13 protein-coding genes and 1 other RNA gene are annotated in these 13,957 nt (G+C 71.3%); 6 read left to right on the top strand and 8 right to left on the bottom strand.

Going from position 1 to position 13,957, the window contains the following annotated elements; all coding sequences use genetic code 11:
• The first annotated feature begins 174 nt into the window (after positions 1 to 174).
• The gene (locus QSK21_RS16735) at positions 175 to 993 is read left to right on the top strand and encodes an ABC transporter permease (RefSeq protein WP_285696800.1); all 819 of its coding nucleotides are present in this window, start codon (positions 175 to 177) and stop codon (positions 991 to 993) included.
• A gap of 99 nt (positions 994 to 1,092) precedes the next feature.
• Here the strand turns inward: QSK21_RS16735 and QSK21_RS16730 are convergent, their stop codons facing one another.
• Positions 1,093 to 2,481: an NAD(P)/FAD-dependent oxidoreductase gene (locus QSK21_RS16730; RefSeq protein WP_285696799.1), complete on the bottom strand. Its 1,389-nt coding sequence runs from the start codon at positions 2,479 to 2,481 to the stop codon at positions 1,093 to 1,095.
• Positions 2,482 to 2,961: 480 nt separating this feature from the next.
• On the opposite strand from QSK21_RS16730, the gene QSK21_RS16725 reads away from it, so the two are divergent.
• The 3 genes from QSK21_RS16725 to QSK21_RS16715 all read left to right on the top strand — a co-directional run bounded on the left by QSK21_RS16725 (position 2,962) and on the right by QSK21_RS16715 (position 6,693).
• The gene (locus QSK21_RS16725) at positions 2,962 to 3,555 is read left to right on the top strand and encodes a YbhB/YbcL family Raf kinase inhibitor-like protein (RefSeq protein WP_285696797.1); all 594 of its coding nucleotides are present in this window, start codon (positions 2,962 to 2,964) and stop codon (positions 3,553 to 3,555) included.
• 289 nt (positions 3,556 to 3,844) lie between these two features.
• Positions 3,845 to 5,830 carry a hypothetical protein gene (locus tag QSK21_RS16720; protein WP_285696796.1) on the top strand — a complete coding sequence of 662 codons (1,986 nt, stop codon included), beginning with the start codon at positions 3,845 to 3,847 and terminating at the stop codon, positions 5,828 to 5,830.
• Positions 5,831 to 5,907: 77 nt separating this feature from the next.
• Positions 5,908 to 6,693, top strand: coding sequence for a carbonic anhydrase (locus QSK21_RS16715; protein WP_285696794.1), 786 nt, complete (start codon positions 5,908 to 5,910; stop codon positions 6,691 to 6,693).
• Between the two features lie 41 nt (positions 6,694 to 6,734).
• Here QSK21_RS16715 and QSK21_RS16710 read toward each other — a convergent pair whose 3' ends face one another.
• The gene (locus QSK21_RS16710) at positions 6,735 to 6,977 is read right to left on the bottom strand and encodes a hypothetical protein (protein ID WP_285696793.1); all 243 of its coding nucleotides are present in this window, start codon (positions 6,975 to 6,977) and stop codon (positions 6,735 to 6,737) included.
• Between the two features lie 139 nt (positions 6,978 to 7,116).
• On the opposite strand from QSK21_RS16710, the gene QSK21_RS16705 reads away from it, so the two are divergent.
• Positions 7,117 to 7,770 (top strand): N-acetylmuramoyl-L-alanine amidase, encoded by a 654-nt coding sequence (locus tag QSK21_RS16705; RefSeq protein ID WP_285696792.1) that lies wholly within the window; start codon positions 7,117 to 7,119, stop codon positions 7,768 to 7,770.
• Here the strand turns inward: QSK21_RS16705 and QSK21_RS16700 are convergent.
• Positions 7,686 to 8,669, bottom strand: coding sequence for an NAD-dependent epimerase/dehydratase family protein (locus QSK21_RS16700; RefSeq protein WP_285696790.1), 984 nt, complete (start codon positions 8,667 to 8,669; stop codon positions 7,686 to 7,688). The genes QSK21_RS16705 and QSK21_RS16700 overlap by 85 nt on opposite strands.
• A 227-nt stretch (positions 8,670 to 8,896) precedes the next feature.
• On the opposite strand from QSK21_RS16700, the gene QSK21_RS16695 reads away from it, so the two are divergent.
• Complete coding sequence (locus tag QSK21_RS16695; protein ID WP_285696789.1) at positions 8,897 to 9,136, top strand: site-specific integrase; 240 nt, start codon at positions 8,897 to 8,899, stop codon at positions 9,134 to 9,136.
• 193 nt (positions 9,137 to 9,329) lie between these two features.
• On the opposite strand, the gene rnpB is transcribed toward QSK21_RS16695, so the two are convergent.
• The 5 genes from rnpB to QSK21_RS16670 form a co-directional block, all read right to left on the bottom strand.
• An RNA gene (gene rnpB, locus QSK21_RS16690) (RNase P RNA component class A) lies at positions 9,330 to 9,712 on the bottom strand.
• A gap of 18 nt (positions 9,713 to 9,730) precedes the next feature.
• The gene (locus QSK21_RS16685) at positions 9,731 to 11,041 is read right to left on the bottom strand and encodes a TrpB-like pyridoxal phosphate-dependent enzyme (protein WP_285696788.1); all 1,311 of its coding nucleotides are present in this window, start codon (positions 11,039 to 11,041) and stop codon (positions 9,731 to 9,733) included.
• 72 nt (positions 11,042 to 11,113) lie between these two features.
• Positions 11,114 to 12,259 (bottom strand): bifunctional RNase H/acid phosphatase, encoded by a 1,146-nt coding sequence (locus tag QSK21_RS16680; RefSeq protein WP_285696787.1) that lies wholly within the window; start codon positions 12,257 to 12,259, stop codon positions 11,114 to 11,116.
• Positions 12,260 to 12,281: 22 nt separating this feature from the next.
• Positions 12,282 to 13,025: a zinc ribbon domain-containing protein gene (locus QSK21_RS16675; RefSeq protein ID WP_285696786.1), complete on the bottom strand. Its 744-nt coding sequence runs from the start codon at positions 13,023 to 13,025 to the stop codon at positions 12,282 to 12,284.
• Positions 13,022 to 13,903, bottom strand: coding sequence for a Nif3-like dinuclear metal center hexameric protein (locus QSK21_RS16670; RefSeq protein ID WP_285696785.1), 882 nt, complete (start codon positions 13,901 to 13,903; stop codon positions 13,022 to 13,024). The genes QSK21_RS16675 and QSK21_RS16670 overlap by 4 nt, the downstream gene beginning before the upstream one ends.
• Between the last annotated feature and the right edge of the window lie 54 nt (positions 13,904 to 13,957).

The following is a 13,957-nucleotide window of genomic DNA, read 5'->3' as shown; positions in this document are numbered from 1 at the left end:
CGCCATGGTCCGCCGCCTCGACGACGCCGGTGTCGTGCTGACCGAGCTGTCGATGCGCAAATCCAGCCTCGACGAGGTCTTCTTCGCCCTCACCGGCCACCACACCGACCACCACGACACCGACACCGACGCCGACGACCTGGCCGAGTCGGCCGACAAGGAAGGGGCCCCGGCGTGAGCGCTACGGGTATCGCGGCGCCCTCGGCGCCGGGTTCGGCACGGCGGGTGGCGCCCGCGACCGCCGCTCGCAACATCGCGACGCTGGCCTGGCGCAACCTGGTGCAGATCAAGCACAACCCCATGGAACTGCTGGACCTCAGCATCCAGCCGATCATGTTCGTGCTGCTGTTCGCCTACGTGTTCGGCCCCGCGATGGCCGGCAGCGTCGAGGCGTACCTGCCGGTGGTGATCCCGGGGATCATCGCGCAGAACGCCCTGTTCGCGGGGATGACCACGGGATTCGGGCTCAACTTCGACATCACCAAGGGCGTCTTCGACCGGTTCCGCAGCCTTCCGATCAGCCGCAGCGCCCCGCTGGCCGGGCGCATCATCGCCGACACGACCAAGCAAGCCTGGTCGATGCTGGTCCTGCTGTCGGTGGGCTTCGCCATCGGCTTCCGCCTGGGCACCTCACCCTTGGCGCTCCTGGGCGCGTTCGTCCTGCTGCTCGCCTTCGCTGTCCTGTTCTCCTGGACGTCGGTCTACATAGCGATGAAGGTCAACGAGCCGGAGAAGGTGCAGATCTTCGGCTTTGTCGTGATCTTCCCGCTGAGCTTCCTGAGCACCGCGTTCATCCCCTCGACGCGGGGCATCCCGGGTCCGGTCGCCTGGATCATGGACAACAGCCCGGTCACCCACCTGGTCGAGGCCATGCGCGGCCTGCTGGTGGGCGGCCCGGTCATGGACCACGCCCTGATCGCCCTCGCCTGGGGTGTGGGCATCTCCCTGGTCTTCGCGCCACTCTCCCTGCGCGCCTTCAAGCAGCGCGCCTGAGTCAACCCACGCGGGGCTTAGCGAACGTGAGCGGGTCCTGGGCTCCGGTTGTGGAGCCCAGGACCCGCTTTTCTCGATGAGGGTTGGTGGGAGGTGTGCCTACGCGGCGTTCTCCCTGGCCTTGTCGTCCTGGGACTGCTGCCTGGGCTGCACGTCCCCCATGGCGGCCAGTTCGAATTCGGCCCTCGGCTGCTCGATGCTGCCGAGCGACACCGTCTCCCGCTTGAAGAACATCGCGAGCGTCCAGTCGGCCAGAACGCGGACCTTCCGGTTGAGGGTCGGCACCCGAGAGACGTGGTACGTCCGGTGCATCACCCAGGCAGGGAAGCCCTTGACCTTGAAGCCGTAGGTGTTGGCGACGCCCTTGTAGAGGCCGAGCCCGGCGACGGACCCGACGCTGTTGTGCACGTAGGGCTTGAGGGTCTTGCCCCGCAGCGACCGCACCAGGTTGTCGGCGAGCACCTTGGCCTGGCGGACGGCGTGCTGCGCGTTGGGGGCGCAGTACATGCCCTCCTGCGTGAGGTCCGGCACGGCGGCGTTGTCACCGGCCGTGAACGCCCGCACGACGCCCTCGACGGTCAGGTACTCGGTGGCCTTCACCTGGCCCCGCTCGTTCAGCGGGAGGTCGGAGTTGCGGACAACGGGGGACGCCTTGACGCCGGCCGTCCAGACCAGGGTGCCGGCGGCGAAGCTGCTGCCGTCCGAGCACTCGATGTTCCCGCCCACCGCGGACCGCAAATAGGTCTTGAGCTTCACGTCGATGCCGCGTCCCCGAAGCTGCTCGGCGGTCCACCGGCCCATCTCGGGGCCGACCTCGGGAAGGATGCGGTCGGCGGCCTCGATGAGGACGAACCGCAGGTCCTCCCTGGTGACCTTGCGCATGTACTTGACCGCGCCGCGGGCCATGTCCTCCAGCTCGGCCAGCGCCTCGACACCGGCGAAGCCGCCGCCGACGAAGACGAAGGTGAGCGCCTTGCGGCGGACCTCCTCCTCGTCGGTGGACTCGGCGATCTCCAGTTGGGCGAGGACGTGGTTGCGCAGGTGGATGGCCTCGCCGATGGTCTTGAAGCCGATGCCGTACTCGGCCAGCCCGGGGATGGGCAGCGTACGGGACACCGAGCCGGCGGCCATGACCAGGTAGTCGTAGGAGATCCGCTCGGGTGGTCCGGCCAGCGGCTGCACGATGGCCCATCGCTCGGCGTGGTTCAGCTCGGTCACCCGGGCGTTGCGCACGGTGCAGCGCTTGAGCGCGCGGCGCAGCGGCGTGACGACGTGGCGGGGCGAGACGTTGCCCGCGGCCGCCTCCGGGAGGAACGGCTGGTACGTCATGTACGAGTTGGGGTCGACGACCGTGATGCGGACGTCGCCTCGCTTGAGCTCGCGGCGGAGCTTCTTCTGCAGGCGCAGCGCCGTGTACATGCCCACATAGCCGCCACCCACGATCAGTACGTGGGGAGCACCAGGGGTGCCCTCGGCGGTCCTGGCCATTGCGGCCTCCTCAGTCAGGCTCGGCTTGTGAATACATTCACAAACTACCTCATCGGGCGACCTGACATCAAGCGATCATTACAGAAAGTTGGCAGAACTTTCCGACTCGGCAAGTTTGGACCGTTGCGGGCGGGTGAAATGCGCCACTCCTTCGCCAGAAAATGGACAATCAGCGCCATAGTCACATGACCGATGTCACACTCCGTGACGTACCCCACGTCCCGCCGAGGGGCGGGGCGGGGCGACGGTGACACAGGACACAGAACCGACCAAGTGCCGGCCATCATCCGACCAGGTGAATCGAGGACGGCGGGGGTGCCGGGCGGGCCGGGAATGAGGCGTCCCGGCGGCGCCGAACCTCTAAGGTGGGGCGGACGAGAAAGGGGGCGCCGAGCGGGAACGTACGGGCCTGCGCGGAGGCCGCCAAGATAGGGAATCCGGCGGAACGCCTGCGTACGATCTCGCCCCGGGGAGCCAACGATGAAGAGCAAGGATCGGCGTCCGATCATGGCCGCGGCGGGCACCCTCGCGCTCGCCGGCACGCTCGGGCTCAGCGGCTGCGGGCTGCTCGGACTGGACCGCACCAGCAGCGCGGAGCTGTCGGAATGGTTCACCGTCACCAGCCCGGTCTTCCGCGATGGGCTCGACTTGCCCACGCGCTACGCCTGCGCGACGTACCCTGGCGGGACGGGCAAGACCCCGCCGCTGCGGTGGTCGGGGACCCCGGCGGGGACCCGTTCGTACGCGATCGTCATGGACGACCCGGACGCCGAGACCGGCGCCTTCGTCCACTGGGTGATCGGCGGCATCGACGGGACCACGCAGCTGCTGGGCGAGGACGCCCAGTTGGACGAGAAGGTCGAAGGACTGAACACAGGCGAGAAGGTGGGGTACTCGCCGCCCTGCCCGCCCAAGGGCGAGCGGCACCGGTACCGCTTCACCATCTACGCGCTGAACACCGAGGTCCCGTTCCGCAGCGGAGCGTCGCTGCAGGACTCCCTGGCCTCCATCGCCAAGCACACGCTGGGCCGGGGCAGGATCACCGGGTACTTCGGCAGCAGGCAGTCGTCTTGACCATACGGCTGACGGGACGAGAAGGTGCCCGTAACGTGAGGTCAGGGCGGACCCCGCGGGGGGCCGAGCGGAAAGGGGACGTGCCGATGGGCCGCTCCGGGCGGTTGATCCGGGTTGGCCAATCGGTGCGCGCCGTGTGAGGCTAGATGCGCGCGAAGGGTGTGACAACGGTCATCGCGGCCGGACAGTCCCGGACGAGGTTCTCCGGGCACCGGCCGCTGGCGATAATCGGGACGAACCCGGGGGCCGCGCGGGCGACTCTCGCTGGGCCAAGGCATTGGGTGGTGGCATGACAACTTACATCGTGGTCTTCGGCCTGATCGTGGTCGTGGTCCTGGTCGTCGTCCTGGTCGTCCTGGGCCTGCGGGCCAGCCGGGCGGGACGCGACGACGATGACTGGGACGACCAGCCACAGCGCGGCTACCGCTCCCAGGACGACATGGCCGGCGACTCCTACGGCACCGGGTACGACAGCGGTTACGACAACGGCTATGACTCCGGGGGGTACGAGGGCGACGGCTACGGCCCGTCCCAGCCCGACCCCGAGTACGACCGCCGTGTCGCCGGTGGCCCTCTCGCCGCCCCCACGCCCGCCCAGGCGCCACCCCCCGGGCCGGCCAGCGACGAGATGGAGGACGACGACTACTGGGCGACCATCACGTTCGACAAGCCCAAGTTCCCCTGGCAGCACGACAAGAACACCGAAGAGGTCGACCCGGCCGCCGACCCGCTCAACGCGCGCTCCGACGACGCCCTCCCCGGTGACCCGATGCCCGGCGAGCCCGTCCACGAGCACCCGGCGCACGCGCAGGACGACCCCGTCTACGCCCAGCAGCGTCCCGAGCCGATGATGACCCAGCCGGTGTCGATGGGCGCCGACATGCCCGCCGCCCCCGGTGGCCCCGGCGGCACGCGCGGCGGCGGTATGCCCGGCGGGCTCGGCGCTCCCGGCGCTCCCGGCGCGGGGCCGGGCCTGGGTGGCGACTACGGCTCGACCGGCCCGCAGCAGGCCCCGTCCTACTCCCCCGCCGCCTCGTACGGGGGCGACCAGGGCATGGGCTCGCCGTACGGCGACCCCGGCTCGACGGCCGCCGACCCGCTGAGCGCGGACCCGCTCGGGACGTCGTCCCTGGGCACCGGCTCGCAAGGTTCCTACGGCGGCTCGGACTACCCGTCCTCGTCCTATGGGCACGGCGGCTCCGGCACGGGGCTCGACCAGCCCGCCTACGGGGGCGCGCAGTCGTCCTATGGGAGCGACGTGTCCTCCTACCGTCCCTCGCCTTCCGACGCCGACCCGCTGGGCACCGGACGTACGGGCACGGGACCCATGGCGACCGGATCGGGCGTGGGCGCCCCCAACCCGTCCGACCCTCTCGGCCTGCCGCTCAGCTCGCACTCGGAGCCACCACAGCCACCACAGCCACCGCAGCCGTCCCAGCCCCCGGCGCCCGCCATGCCGAGCGGCGGGTACACGGGCACGTCGTCCACCCCGCCCGCCTCGTCCGCCGCGGCTTCGCCGTCCGACACCGACGGCCACCGGCTGCCGAGCGTGGACGAGCTGCTCCAGCGCATCCAGAACGACCGCGCCCGCTCGGCGGGAACCGGCGGCGGGACGGACTCCGGCCTGGGGTCGAACCCGCTCGACTCGGGCGGCTCCTACGGAAGCCCGCTCAGCGACCCGCTGAACGACCCGCTGAGCCCGTCGACACCCGCCCCGGCCTCCGGGTACGGCTCCAACGCTCCCGGCGGCTCCACCGGGCCGTGGTCGGCTCCCACGCCGTCCGGCGACTCCGGCTCGGGCTTCTCCTCCGGCGTGGGCGGCTCCACCTCCGGCTACGGCGGGCAGAACGAGGGCTATCCGACGTCCCCCGCCTATGGCGACATCGCGGGACCGCGCTACGACGACCCCCTCGGCGGCGGCCGTGATTCGCAGGGATCGTTCGGCACGGGCCAGACCGGCGGTGCCCTGGGCTCCGCCTCCCCCGAGGCCGGCCGGTACGGCGACTTCAGCGGAAGCAGCTACAACGGCGGCGGCTCCGACCCGGGCATGGGAGGCTCCATGTCCGGCTACGGCGATCCCAACGCGACCCAGGCGTACAGCGGCGACCCGAACTCCACCCAAGCCTACGGAGGCTCCTACTACGGCTCGCAGGGCGGCGGCTACCCGGGCTCCTCCGGCCCGTCCGACACCGGGGGCGGCTCCTACGGCTCCTCCTACCCCGACCAGAACCGCCCACAGGACGACTGGGAGAACCACCGCGACTACCGCCGCTAGAGGCCACGTGCCCTCAGCCGGGCGATGGGGTGGGGCCGGGTTCCGGCGGGATCGACCGCGCTTGGTACTAATGGGGCGTGGCTGGCGACATATCACCGTCGCGCACATCGTCCGCCAATGTCCGCTGGTGGGCTCCTTGGGGTAATCGGCGGCGCGTCCAGGACGGACCCGAGCGGGACGAGCCGGACGTCTCGGCGAGCGAACTGCTGTTCGCCGGTGTGCGGGAGTATCAGGGGCGGACGGCACGGCTGGTGCGGCCGATCCTGGCCGAGCTGGCGTTCGAGCAGAAGCCCGAGCATCTGTTCATCACCTGCGTGGACTCCCGGGTGGTGCCCAACATCATCACCGCCAGCGGGCCGGGCGACCTGTTCATCAACCGGAACGTCGGCAACCTGGTCCCCGGGTTCGGGTCGCGGACACCGGACGACTCGGTCGCGGCGACCGTCGAGTACGCGATCGAGGTGCTGGGCATCCGCACCATCACGGTGTGCGGCCATTCCAACTGCGGCGCGATGGCGGCGCTGCTGGCCGGTGGTGCGGAGGTCGCCCACCTGCGCGGGCTGACCCGATGGCTGAGGCACGGCGCCCACAGCCTGGCGAGGTTCCTGGCCAGCGAACCCGGCGAGGGGGACGAGTCGCCGCTGGCCCGGTTGTGCCAGATCAACGTGATGCAGCAGCTCGACAACCTGCGCAGCTATCCGTGGCTGCGCGCCCGGGTGGAGGCCGGCGAGCTTGAGCTCGTGGGTCTGTATCTGGACCTGGAGACCGCGAACGTACGGGTCCTGGACCCGGCCGCGGAGGTCTTCGTCCCGGTCCCGGACGAGGCCCCGGGCGGCGCCCGGACGGCCGGGCGGCCCGGGTAGGCCGGGACCGCGGGCCGTTCCGCCGGACGGCCCGCGATCTCTCAGTGCGCGGCGAGCCGGTCGTGCGCGGGCACGACGAAGGCGGTCTCGCCGCCGCCGAAGGTCGGGTGGTCAGTGGCGCTGCGGGCGTACATTCCGGTCACCCGGCGCGCCCGCCGCGCGCGTCCCGTGGTCGCGGGCATGTAAAGGTTGTCGCGCCGGCTGGCCCGCGCGAAGTCGAGCAGGTAGACGAGTGACGCCAGCAGTCCGACGAGACCGACGACCAGGGTTACCGCGAAGAACATCGGTACTCCTCTCTGCGGGACCGGCCCCGCTGGTCCCGCCGTCACCGCCGATCCCCCAAGGTGATCAGCACTACTACTGTGAAGGTAGGCCGGATGCCGGACGGTGTTTGTGTCGTATGACACCGAACACGGAGAGGAGTTGAGAATTTCTCCGAACTACACCCGAGGGCGGTCGGCGGGACATCGGCGAACACCCACGGTGCACGACCGGCCGGTCTCCTGGTACCGGCTGCTTCCGGCGCGGGCGGCGGCTCAGGTCACGACGCTCGTCCTGCACGCCACCGAGACACCCGATCTGGAGACCGCCTGGGAGCTGGCCGAGCACGGCCCGCGGGTGTGCGGGCACCTCTACCTCGACCGGGACGGCAGCGTCCACAGGTTCGTTCCGCTCGACCGTGTCGCGTCCCATGTCCGCGGCCACAACACGCCGTCCATCGGCGTCGAGCTCGTGAACACCGGACGCCATCCGGACCACTTCGACACCCGTTCGCAAACGCCGGACGAGGATTTCCCCGCCGACCAGATCGAGGCGCTGAAAAACCTGTTTCCGGCCCTTCGCGCGGAATTCCCCCGCCTACGGACGCTGCTCCGCCACAGCGATCTGGACCTGGAGACGGTGCCGTCCACCGATGATCCGTCCCGCCGGGTGCGCCGCCGGATCGACCCGGGCCCGCGCTTTCCGTGGGACGAGGTCAAGGCGTTCTGGGATCAGATCAGCGACGCCTCGACCTGCGGATCCAGTCCCACCTTCGGCCGGTCGGGGCGCAGCGGCGGCTCCCCGCCGATGCGCTGAAGCCATTCCCATGTGTCCGCCACGGTCTCGGTGACCGGACGGCATATCAGCCCGGCCGCGAGCACTTTCGCGACATCGACCTCGTGAATGGACGCGTGCGCCTCCCCCGGCGGAATCCAGATCGGCAGATCGGTCCACGGCTCGACCCCCGCCCCCAGGATTGCCTCCGGCTCGACCCACCGCAATTCGGCGTCCGACCCGGTCACCCGGACGCACGTCTCGAGCAGTTCCCGCATCGTCGTGAAATCTCTCGGACCGATCATGTTGTAGGGACCATGGAGCCCCGCCGCCGCGGCGTCCAGGCACCAGATGGCCATGTCCCGCGCGTCGATGTACTGCAACCCCAGATCCTGCGGCCCGGGTGCGAGCACCGGCCCGCCCCGCGCTATCCGCCGCAGCCACCATGGAAGACGCCCGATGTTCTCGTAGGGCCCCAGGATCAGTCCCGCCCTGACCAGCAACGCCCGATCCCCGAACCCCCGCAGCGCACCCAGCTCCCCGCCGCGCTTGGCCTGCGCGTAGGGCACGTCGTCCCCGTCCTCGTCGGCCGACCCGCCCACCAAGGCCGCACCCTCGTCCGCCCCCGCCTCCGTCGGGAACTCGTACACCGAACGGCTGGAGACGTACACGTACCGTCCGGCCCTGTCCTTGAGCGCCTCCGCCGCGTCCCGCACGGCCACCGGCGCCCACGACCAGGTGTCGACGACGACGTCCCACTCCCCCTGCGCGAGGGCATCCAGCCCGCCCGGCTTCCGCCGATCGCCGCGCAACGCCGTCACCCCGTCCGGCGCCGCATGCGTCCCCCGATTGAACACACTGACGTCCCAGCCCTTGGCCAACGCCTCCTCGACGAACACCCGCCCGACGAACTCGGTCCCACCCAAGATCAGCAATCGCATACGGCCACTCTGCCGCCCCGAGCCCGCCCCCGCACACCCCTCACGCTCCAGGCGAACACCACCCCCACAGGCACCGCTCCCAATGCACCCCCGCCCTGGGCCGCATGACCAGCCCGAGCGGCGATGACGAGCATGGATTCGACACCTGGCCCAACAACCGCACCGGGTCACGGTGTGGCTTGGCGCCGGCCTCGGCCTGCGCAAAGGGTGAAGCGCTCGGCCTCACGGTGCCCAAGGTCGATTTCCTGCGGCGCCGGGTGTTCGCCCACCGGCAGGCCCAGAACGGCCAGCTCGTCGAGCTGAAGACCAAGGCGTCCCGGCGGACGATCCCGGCCGATGCCATGATCCTCGCCGAGATCACCCGGCACATGCAGCGCGACGGCTGGAAGCCGGGGCCGAAGGGCGTCATCGTCACCAACCGCCTGCGCGCGATCGTCCGGCGCAAGTCGTTCAACGACTGCTGGTAACCCCAAGGTCGTCCAAAGCCGTCTAGGGCACGCCACGACGGCCGAGACGTGGGACACCTACGGGCACCTGTTCCCCGACGATGAGGAGATCGGTCGCGGCGCCATCGAAGGACTGTTCGCCGCGCAGAAGACGGAACCACGGCGGAACCAGCGGCGGCCGTGACCGCTCCGGCGCAGGTGGGAGGGATGGCGGCGGACGAGTCGGCCTGTAGGCCGGGTTCTGTCCTCGCTTGGTGGCGAGGGGCGGCCATCCATCTCGGGATGCCGTTGCCGGCATCCTCTAGCGGTCTACCCGCAGGCTCGGGCGGGCCGCCCTCGGACGCCTGCGCGGAGCGCCCTTGGCGCTCCTTCTTGACCTTGCTCCGGGTGGGGTTTACCGAGCCGCCCACGTCACCGTGGGCGCTGGTGAGCTCTTACCTCACCGTTTCACCCTTACCACCTTGGCGGTGGCGGTTTGTTTTCTGTGGCACTGTCCCGCGGGTCACCCCGGGTCGGCGTTACCGACCACCCTGCCCTGTGGAGCCCGGACCTTCCTCGGCGGGGCCTTCGCCCCGACGCGGCCGCCCGGCCGGCTCGTCCGCCGTAGGTCCCAGGTTACCCGGGGAGGCGGGCCAGCGCCGCCTCGATGCGTTCCGCAGGCACGTCGGGGTCCTCCAGTTCGCCGGACATGTAGCGGTCGTAGGCGGTCATGTCGAGATGGCCGTGGCCGCAGACGGCGGTGAGGATGACCTTGGACTCGCCGGTCTCGGCGCAGCGGCGGGCCTCCTCGACGGTGGCCGCCAGGGCATGGGTCGGCTCGGGGGCCGGAATGATGCCCTGGGTACGTGCGAACAGCACACCCGCTTCGAAACATTCCCGCTGGGGTTTCGCGACGGCTTCGAAGAGGCCCAGCTCGTACATGTGGGAGAGGAGCGGGGCCATTCCGTGGTAACGGAGGCCGCCGGCGTGGATCGGGTCGGGGATGAAGTCGTGGCCCAGGGTGTGCATTTTCATGAGCGGGGTGAAGCCCGCGGTGTCGCCGAAGTCGTAGGCGTACCGGCCCTTGGTGAGGGACGGGCAGGCGGTGGGTTCCACGGCGAGGACGCGGGGGCTGATGCCGCCCGCCATCTTCTCGCGCAGGAAGGGGAGCGCCAAGCCCGCGAAGTTGGAGCCGCCGCCCGTGCAGCCGATGATGAGGTCGGGCTCCTCAGGTAGTTGCTCCAGTGCCTCCTCGCCGATGACCGTCTGGTGCATCAGGACGTGGTTGAGGACGCTGCCCAGCGCGTAGCGGGTGTCGGCGGCGGCGCCCGCGCGCTCGACCGCTTCGCTGATGGCGATGCCGAGGGAGCCGGGCGAGGACGGGGACTCGGCCAGGACCTTGGCGCCGGAGGCCGTCTCGTCGGACGGGCTGGCGTGGACGCGGGCGCCGTACAGCTCCATCATGTGGCGGCGGTACGGCTTCTGGTCGTAGGAGGCCCGCACCATCCAGATCTCGCAGTCGAGGTCGAACTGCGCGCAGGCGAAGGCGAGCGCGCTCCCCCATTGGCCCGCGCCCGTCTCGGTGGTGAGGCGGCGGACGCCCTGGCGCGCGTTGTAGAAGGCTTGGGGTACGGCGGTGTTGGTCTTGTGCGAGCCGACCGGGGAGACGCCCTCGTACTTGACGTAGATGCGGGCGGGTGTGCGGAGGGCCCTTTCCAGGCGTTCCGCGCGGATGAGGGGCGTGGGGCGCCACAGGCGGTAGATCTCGCGGACCTCGTCGGGGATGGTCACGAACCGGTCGGTGCTGACCTCCTGCTCGATGAGCTCCATCGGGAAGAGGGGCGCCAGGTCGTCGGGGCCGATGGGCTGCCTCGTGCCCGGGTGCAGCGGCGGGGGCGGTGGTTCGGGCAGGTCGGCGACGACGTTGTACCAGCGGGTTGCCTCCATGTGGACCTCCCCCGGGGGCCGGTGTCCTCCACGCACCGTAGGGCTGGAGTCCCGGCCCCTCCCCGGATTCGCTTAGAGAAGATGATGCGTGTCGTTGAACGAGCGCAGTGATGCGGGCCCGTCGTCATACCAGTCGATCAGGGAGAGGGAGGCCACGTCCAGGTTCATCCGGTAAAGGGACGACAGGGGCGCGCCCAGGGCCTCCCGCACCAGCAGCTTGATCGGCGTCACATGGGAGACGACCAGCACGGTCTGCCGCCGGTGCCGCTCCTTGAGCGTGTCGAGGGCCATGCGGACGCGGCGTTCGACCGCGGTGAAGCTCTCCCCGCCGGGCGGGGGGACGGACGGGTCGGCGAGCCAGGCCGTGACCTCGGCGGGCCAGCGCCGTCTCGCCTCGGCGAAGGTCAGGCCCTCCCACTCGCCGAAGTCGGTCTCGCGGAAGCCGTCCTCGACGTGGACCTCGGCCCCGGTGGCGGCGGCGACCTCGGCGGCGGTGTCGCGGCAGCGGGAGAGCGGCGAGGTGATCACCGCGTCGAGGGCGCGGCTCTTGAGGGCGCGGGCGGCGGCGCGGGCCTGGGCGCGGCCGTTGTCGGTCAGGGGGAAGTCGCCGATGCCCGCGAAGCGCCGCTCGGCCGACAGCGGGGTCTCACCGTGCCTCAGGAGGAGGGTCGTCGTCGGCGCGCCCTTGGCCGTCGACCAAGCCTGCGAATGAGCCGAGCCCTGGGGGTCCTGGGGCTCGTCGCCCGTCCGGAAGGGCGGTTCGGCCTTGTGCTCGGGGATCTCCTCGCGGCGCCACTTCTCGCCGCGGGCGGCGGCGTCCATGGCCTGGTTGGCGAGCCGGTCGGCGTGGCCGTTGCGGTCGCGCGGCACCCACGTGTAGGCGACCGCGCCCAGGGACGAGGCGAGGGTCCGCGCCTCGTCCGCCAGCGGCACCATGTCGGGGTGCCTGATCTTCCAGCGGCCGGACATCTGCTCGACCACCAGCTTGGAGTCCATCCGCACCTCGATGTCGGCGGACGGGCCGAGCTCGGCGGCGGCGCGGAGCCCGGCGATCAGCCCGCGGTACTCGGCCACGTTGTTGGTGGCGTGCCCGATGGCCTCGGCCACCTCGGCGAGCACCTCGCCGGTGAGCGCGTCCCGTACCAGCGCCCCGTACCCGGCGGGGCCCGGGTTGCCCCGCGAGCCGCCGTCCGCCTCGACGATCACCTTGCGCGCCATGCTCACGCCCCCCTGCCCGCGATCACAGCCCGGACTCGGGGGTGCGGACGAGGATGCGGCGGCACTCCTCGCAGCGGATCACCTCGTCCTCGGGGGCCTCGCGTATCCGGTTGAGGTCGACGGTGTTGATCGCCAGGTGGCAGCCCTGGCAGGCGCCGCGGTAGAGGGGCGCGGCGCCGACGCCGCCGAACTGGCCGCGCAGCTTCTCATACAGGCCGAGCAGTTCGCCGGGGATGTCCTTGGCGACCGCGGCGCGGGCGGCGGTGGTGGTGCCCACCTCGTCGTCGATCTCCTTCTGCGCCGCGTCCCTGCGCTGGACGACGGCGGCCAGCTCGACCTCGGCCTCGGAGCGTTCGGCGCGCAGGGCGGTGACCCGGGCGTCGGCCTCCTCCCGCCGCTCCATGATCTCCAGCACCACCTCCTCCAGGTCGGACTGGCGGCGCTGCAACGAGGCGATCTCGGCCTGGAGGCCGCTGAGGTCCTTGGCGGAGGTCACCTGGCCGGAGTCCAGCCGCTGCTGGTCGCGTTCCGCCCTGGCCCTGACCTGGTCGACGTCCTGCTCGGCCTTCTTCTGCTCCCGGTCCAGGTCGCCGACCTCGGTCTCGGCGGCGACGATCGCGTCGCGCAGCTCGGTCAGCCTGCCCTCAAGACGCTCGACCTCGGCCAGCTCGGGCAGCGTCCGGCGGCGGTGCGCCAGCCGGTCCAGCGTGCTGTCGAGCTCCTGGAGGTCGAGCAGGCGAAGCTGGGCTTGCGGTGCGGCTTTCACTTTGCTCCTTCTATGACGTCGGACGCGGTTCCGGGACTCGGCGTGGCCGTACCCGGGGAGGCGTCGTGCAGGCGCCACGCGTCGGTGACGAGCGTGGACACCCTGGTCTCCAGCTTGCCCGCCGCGTCCCCGGATCCGGTGAGGGCGCGCTCGGCGTCGGCCAGCCAGGGCCATTCGGTGGCCCAGTGCGCGGCGTCGATCAGGGCGGGGCCGCCGTGCTCGGCGAACGCCATGAACTCCGACGCGGGATGGTGCCGCAGGTCGGCGGTGAGGTAGACGTCCACGCCCGCGGCGCGCGCGGTGTCGAGGAGCGAGTCCCCGGCGCCGCCGCAGACCGCGACGGTACGGACGGTGCGGTCCGGGTCGCCCGCGGCCCGCAGCCCCCAGGCCGTGGACGGCAGCCCGGACGCCGCCAGGGCGGTGAACGCGCGCAGCGTCATCGGCTCGGGCAGCTCCCCGATGCGGCCGAGGCCCCGGCGCGGGTCGTCGGCCGCGGGTTTCAGCGGCCGCAGCCCGCCGACCAGCCCGACCGCCCTGGCCAGCGCGTCGGAGACGCCCGGATCGGCCACGTCGGCGTTGGTGTGGGCGGTGTAGAGCGCGAGCCCGTTCCTGATCATCCGGTGGACGAGCCGCCCCTTGGGCGTGGTGGCGGCGACGCCGTGCACCCCGCGCAGCAGCAGCGGATGGTGGACGACCAGCAGGTCGGCGCCCCACTCCAGGGCCTCGTCCACGACGGCGGCGACGGGGTCCACCGCGAACAGCACGCGGCCGACCTCCTGGTCCGGGTCGCCGCAGACCAGGCCGACGGCGTCCCATGGCTCGGCCCATGACGGCGGGTAGAGCTTTTCCAGGGCCGCGATGACATGGGATAGACGCACGTCCCGCAGGCTACCGGCTCGGACCGCTCCAGCCGAGTCGCCCGCGCCCCTCGG

Source organism: Actinomadura sp. NBRC 104412 (genome assembly GCF_030269515.1).
Classification (GTDB): domain Bacteria; phylum Actinomycetota; class Actinomycetes; order Streptosporangiales; family Streptosporangiaceae; genus Spirillospora.
The sequence above is the reverse complement of the archived record's forward strand: the minus strand, read 5'-3'. Positions and strand labels throughout refer to the sequence as shown.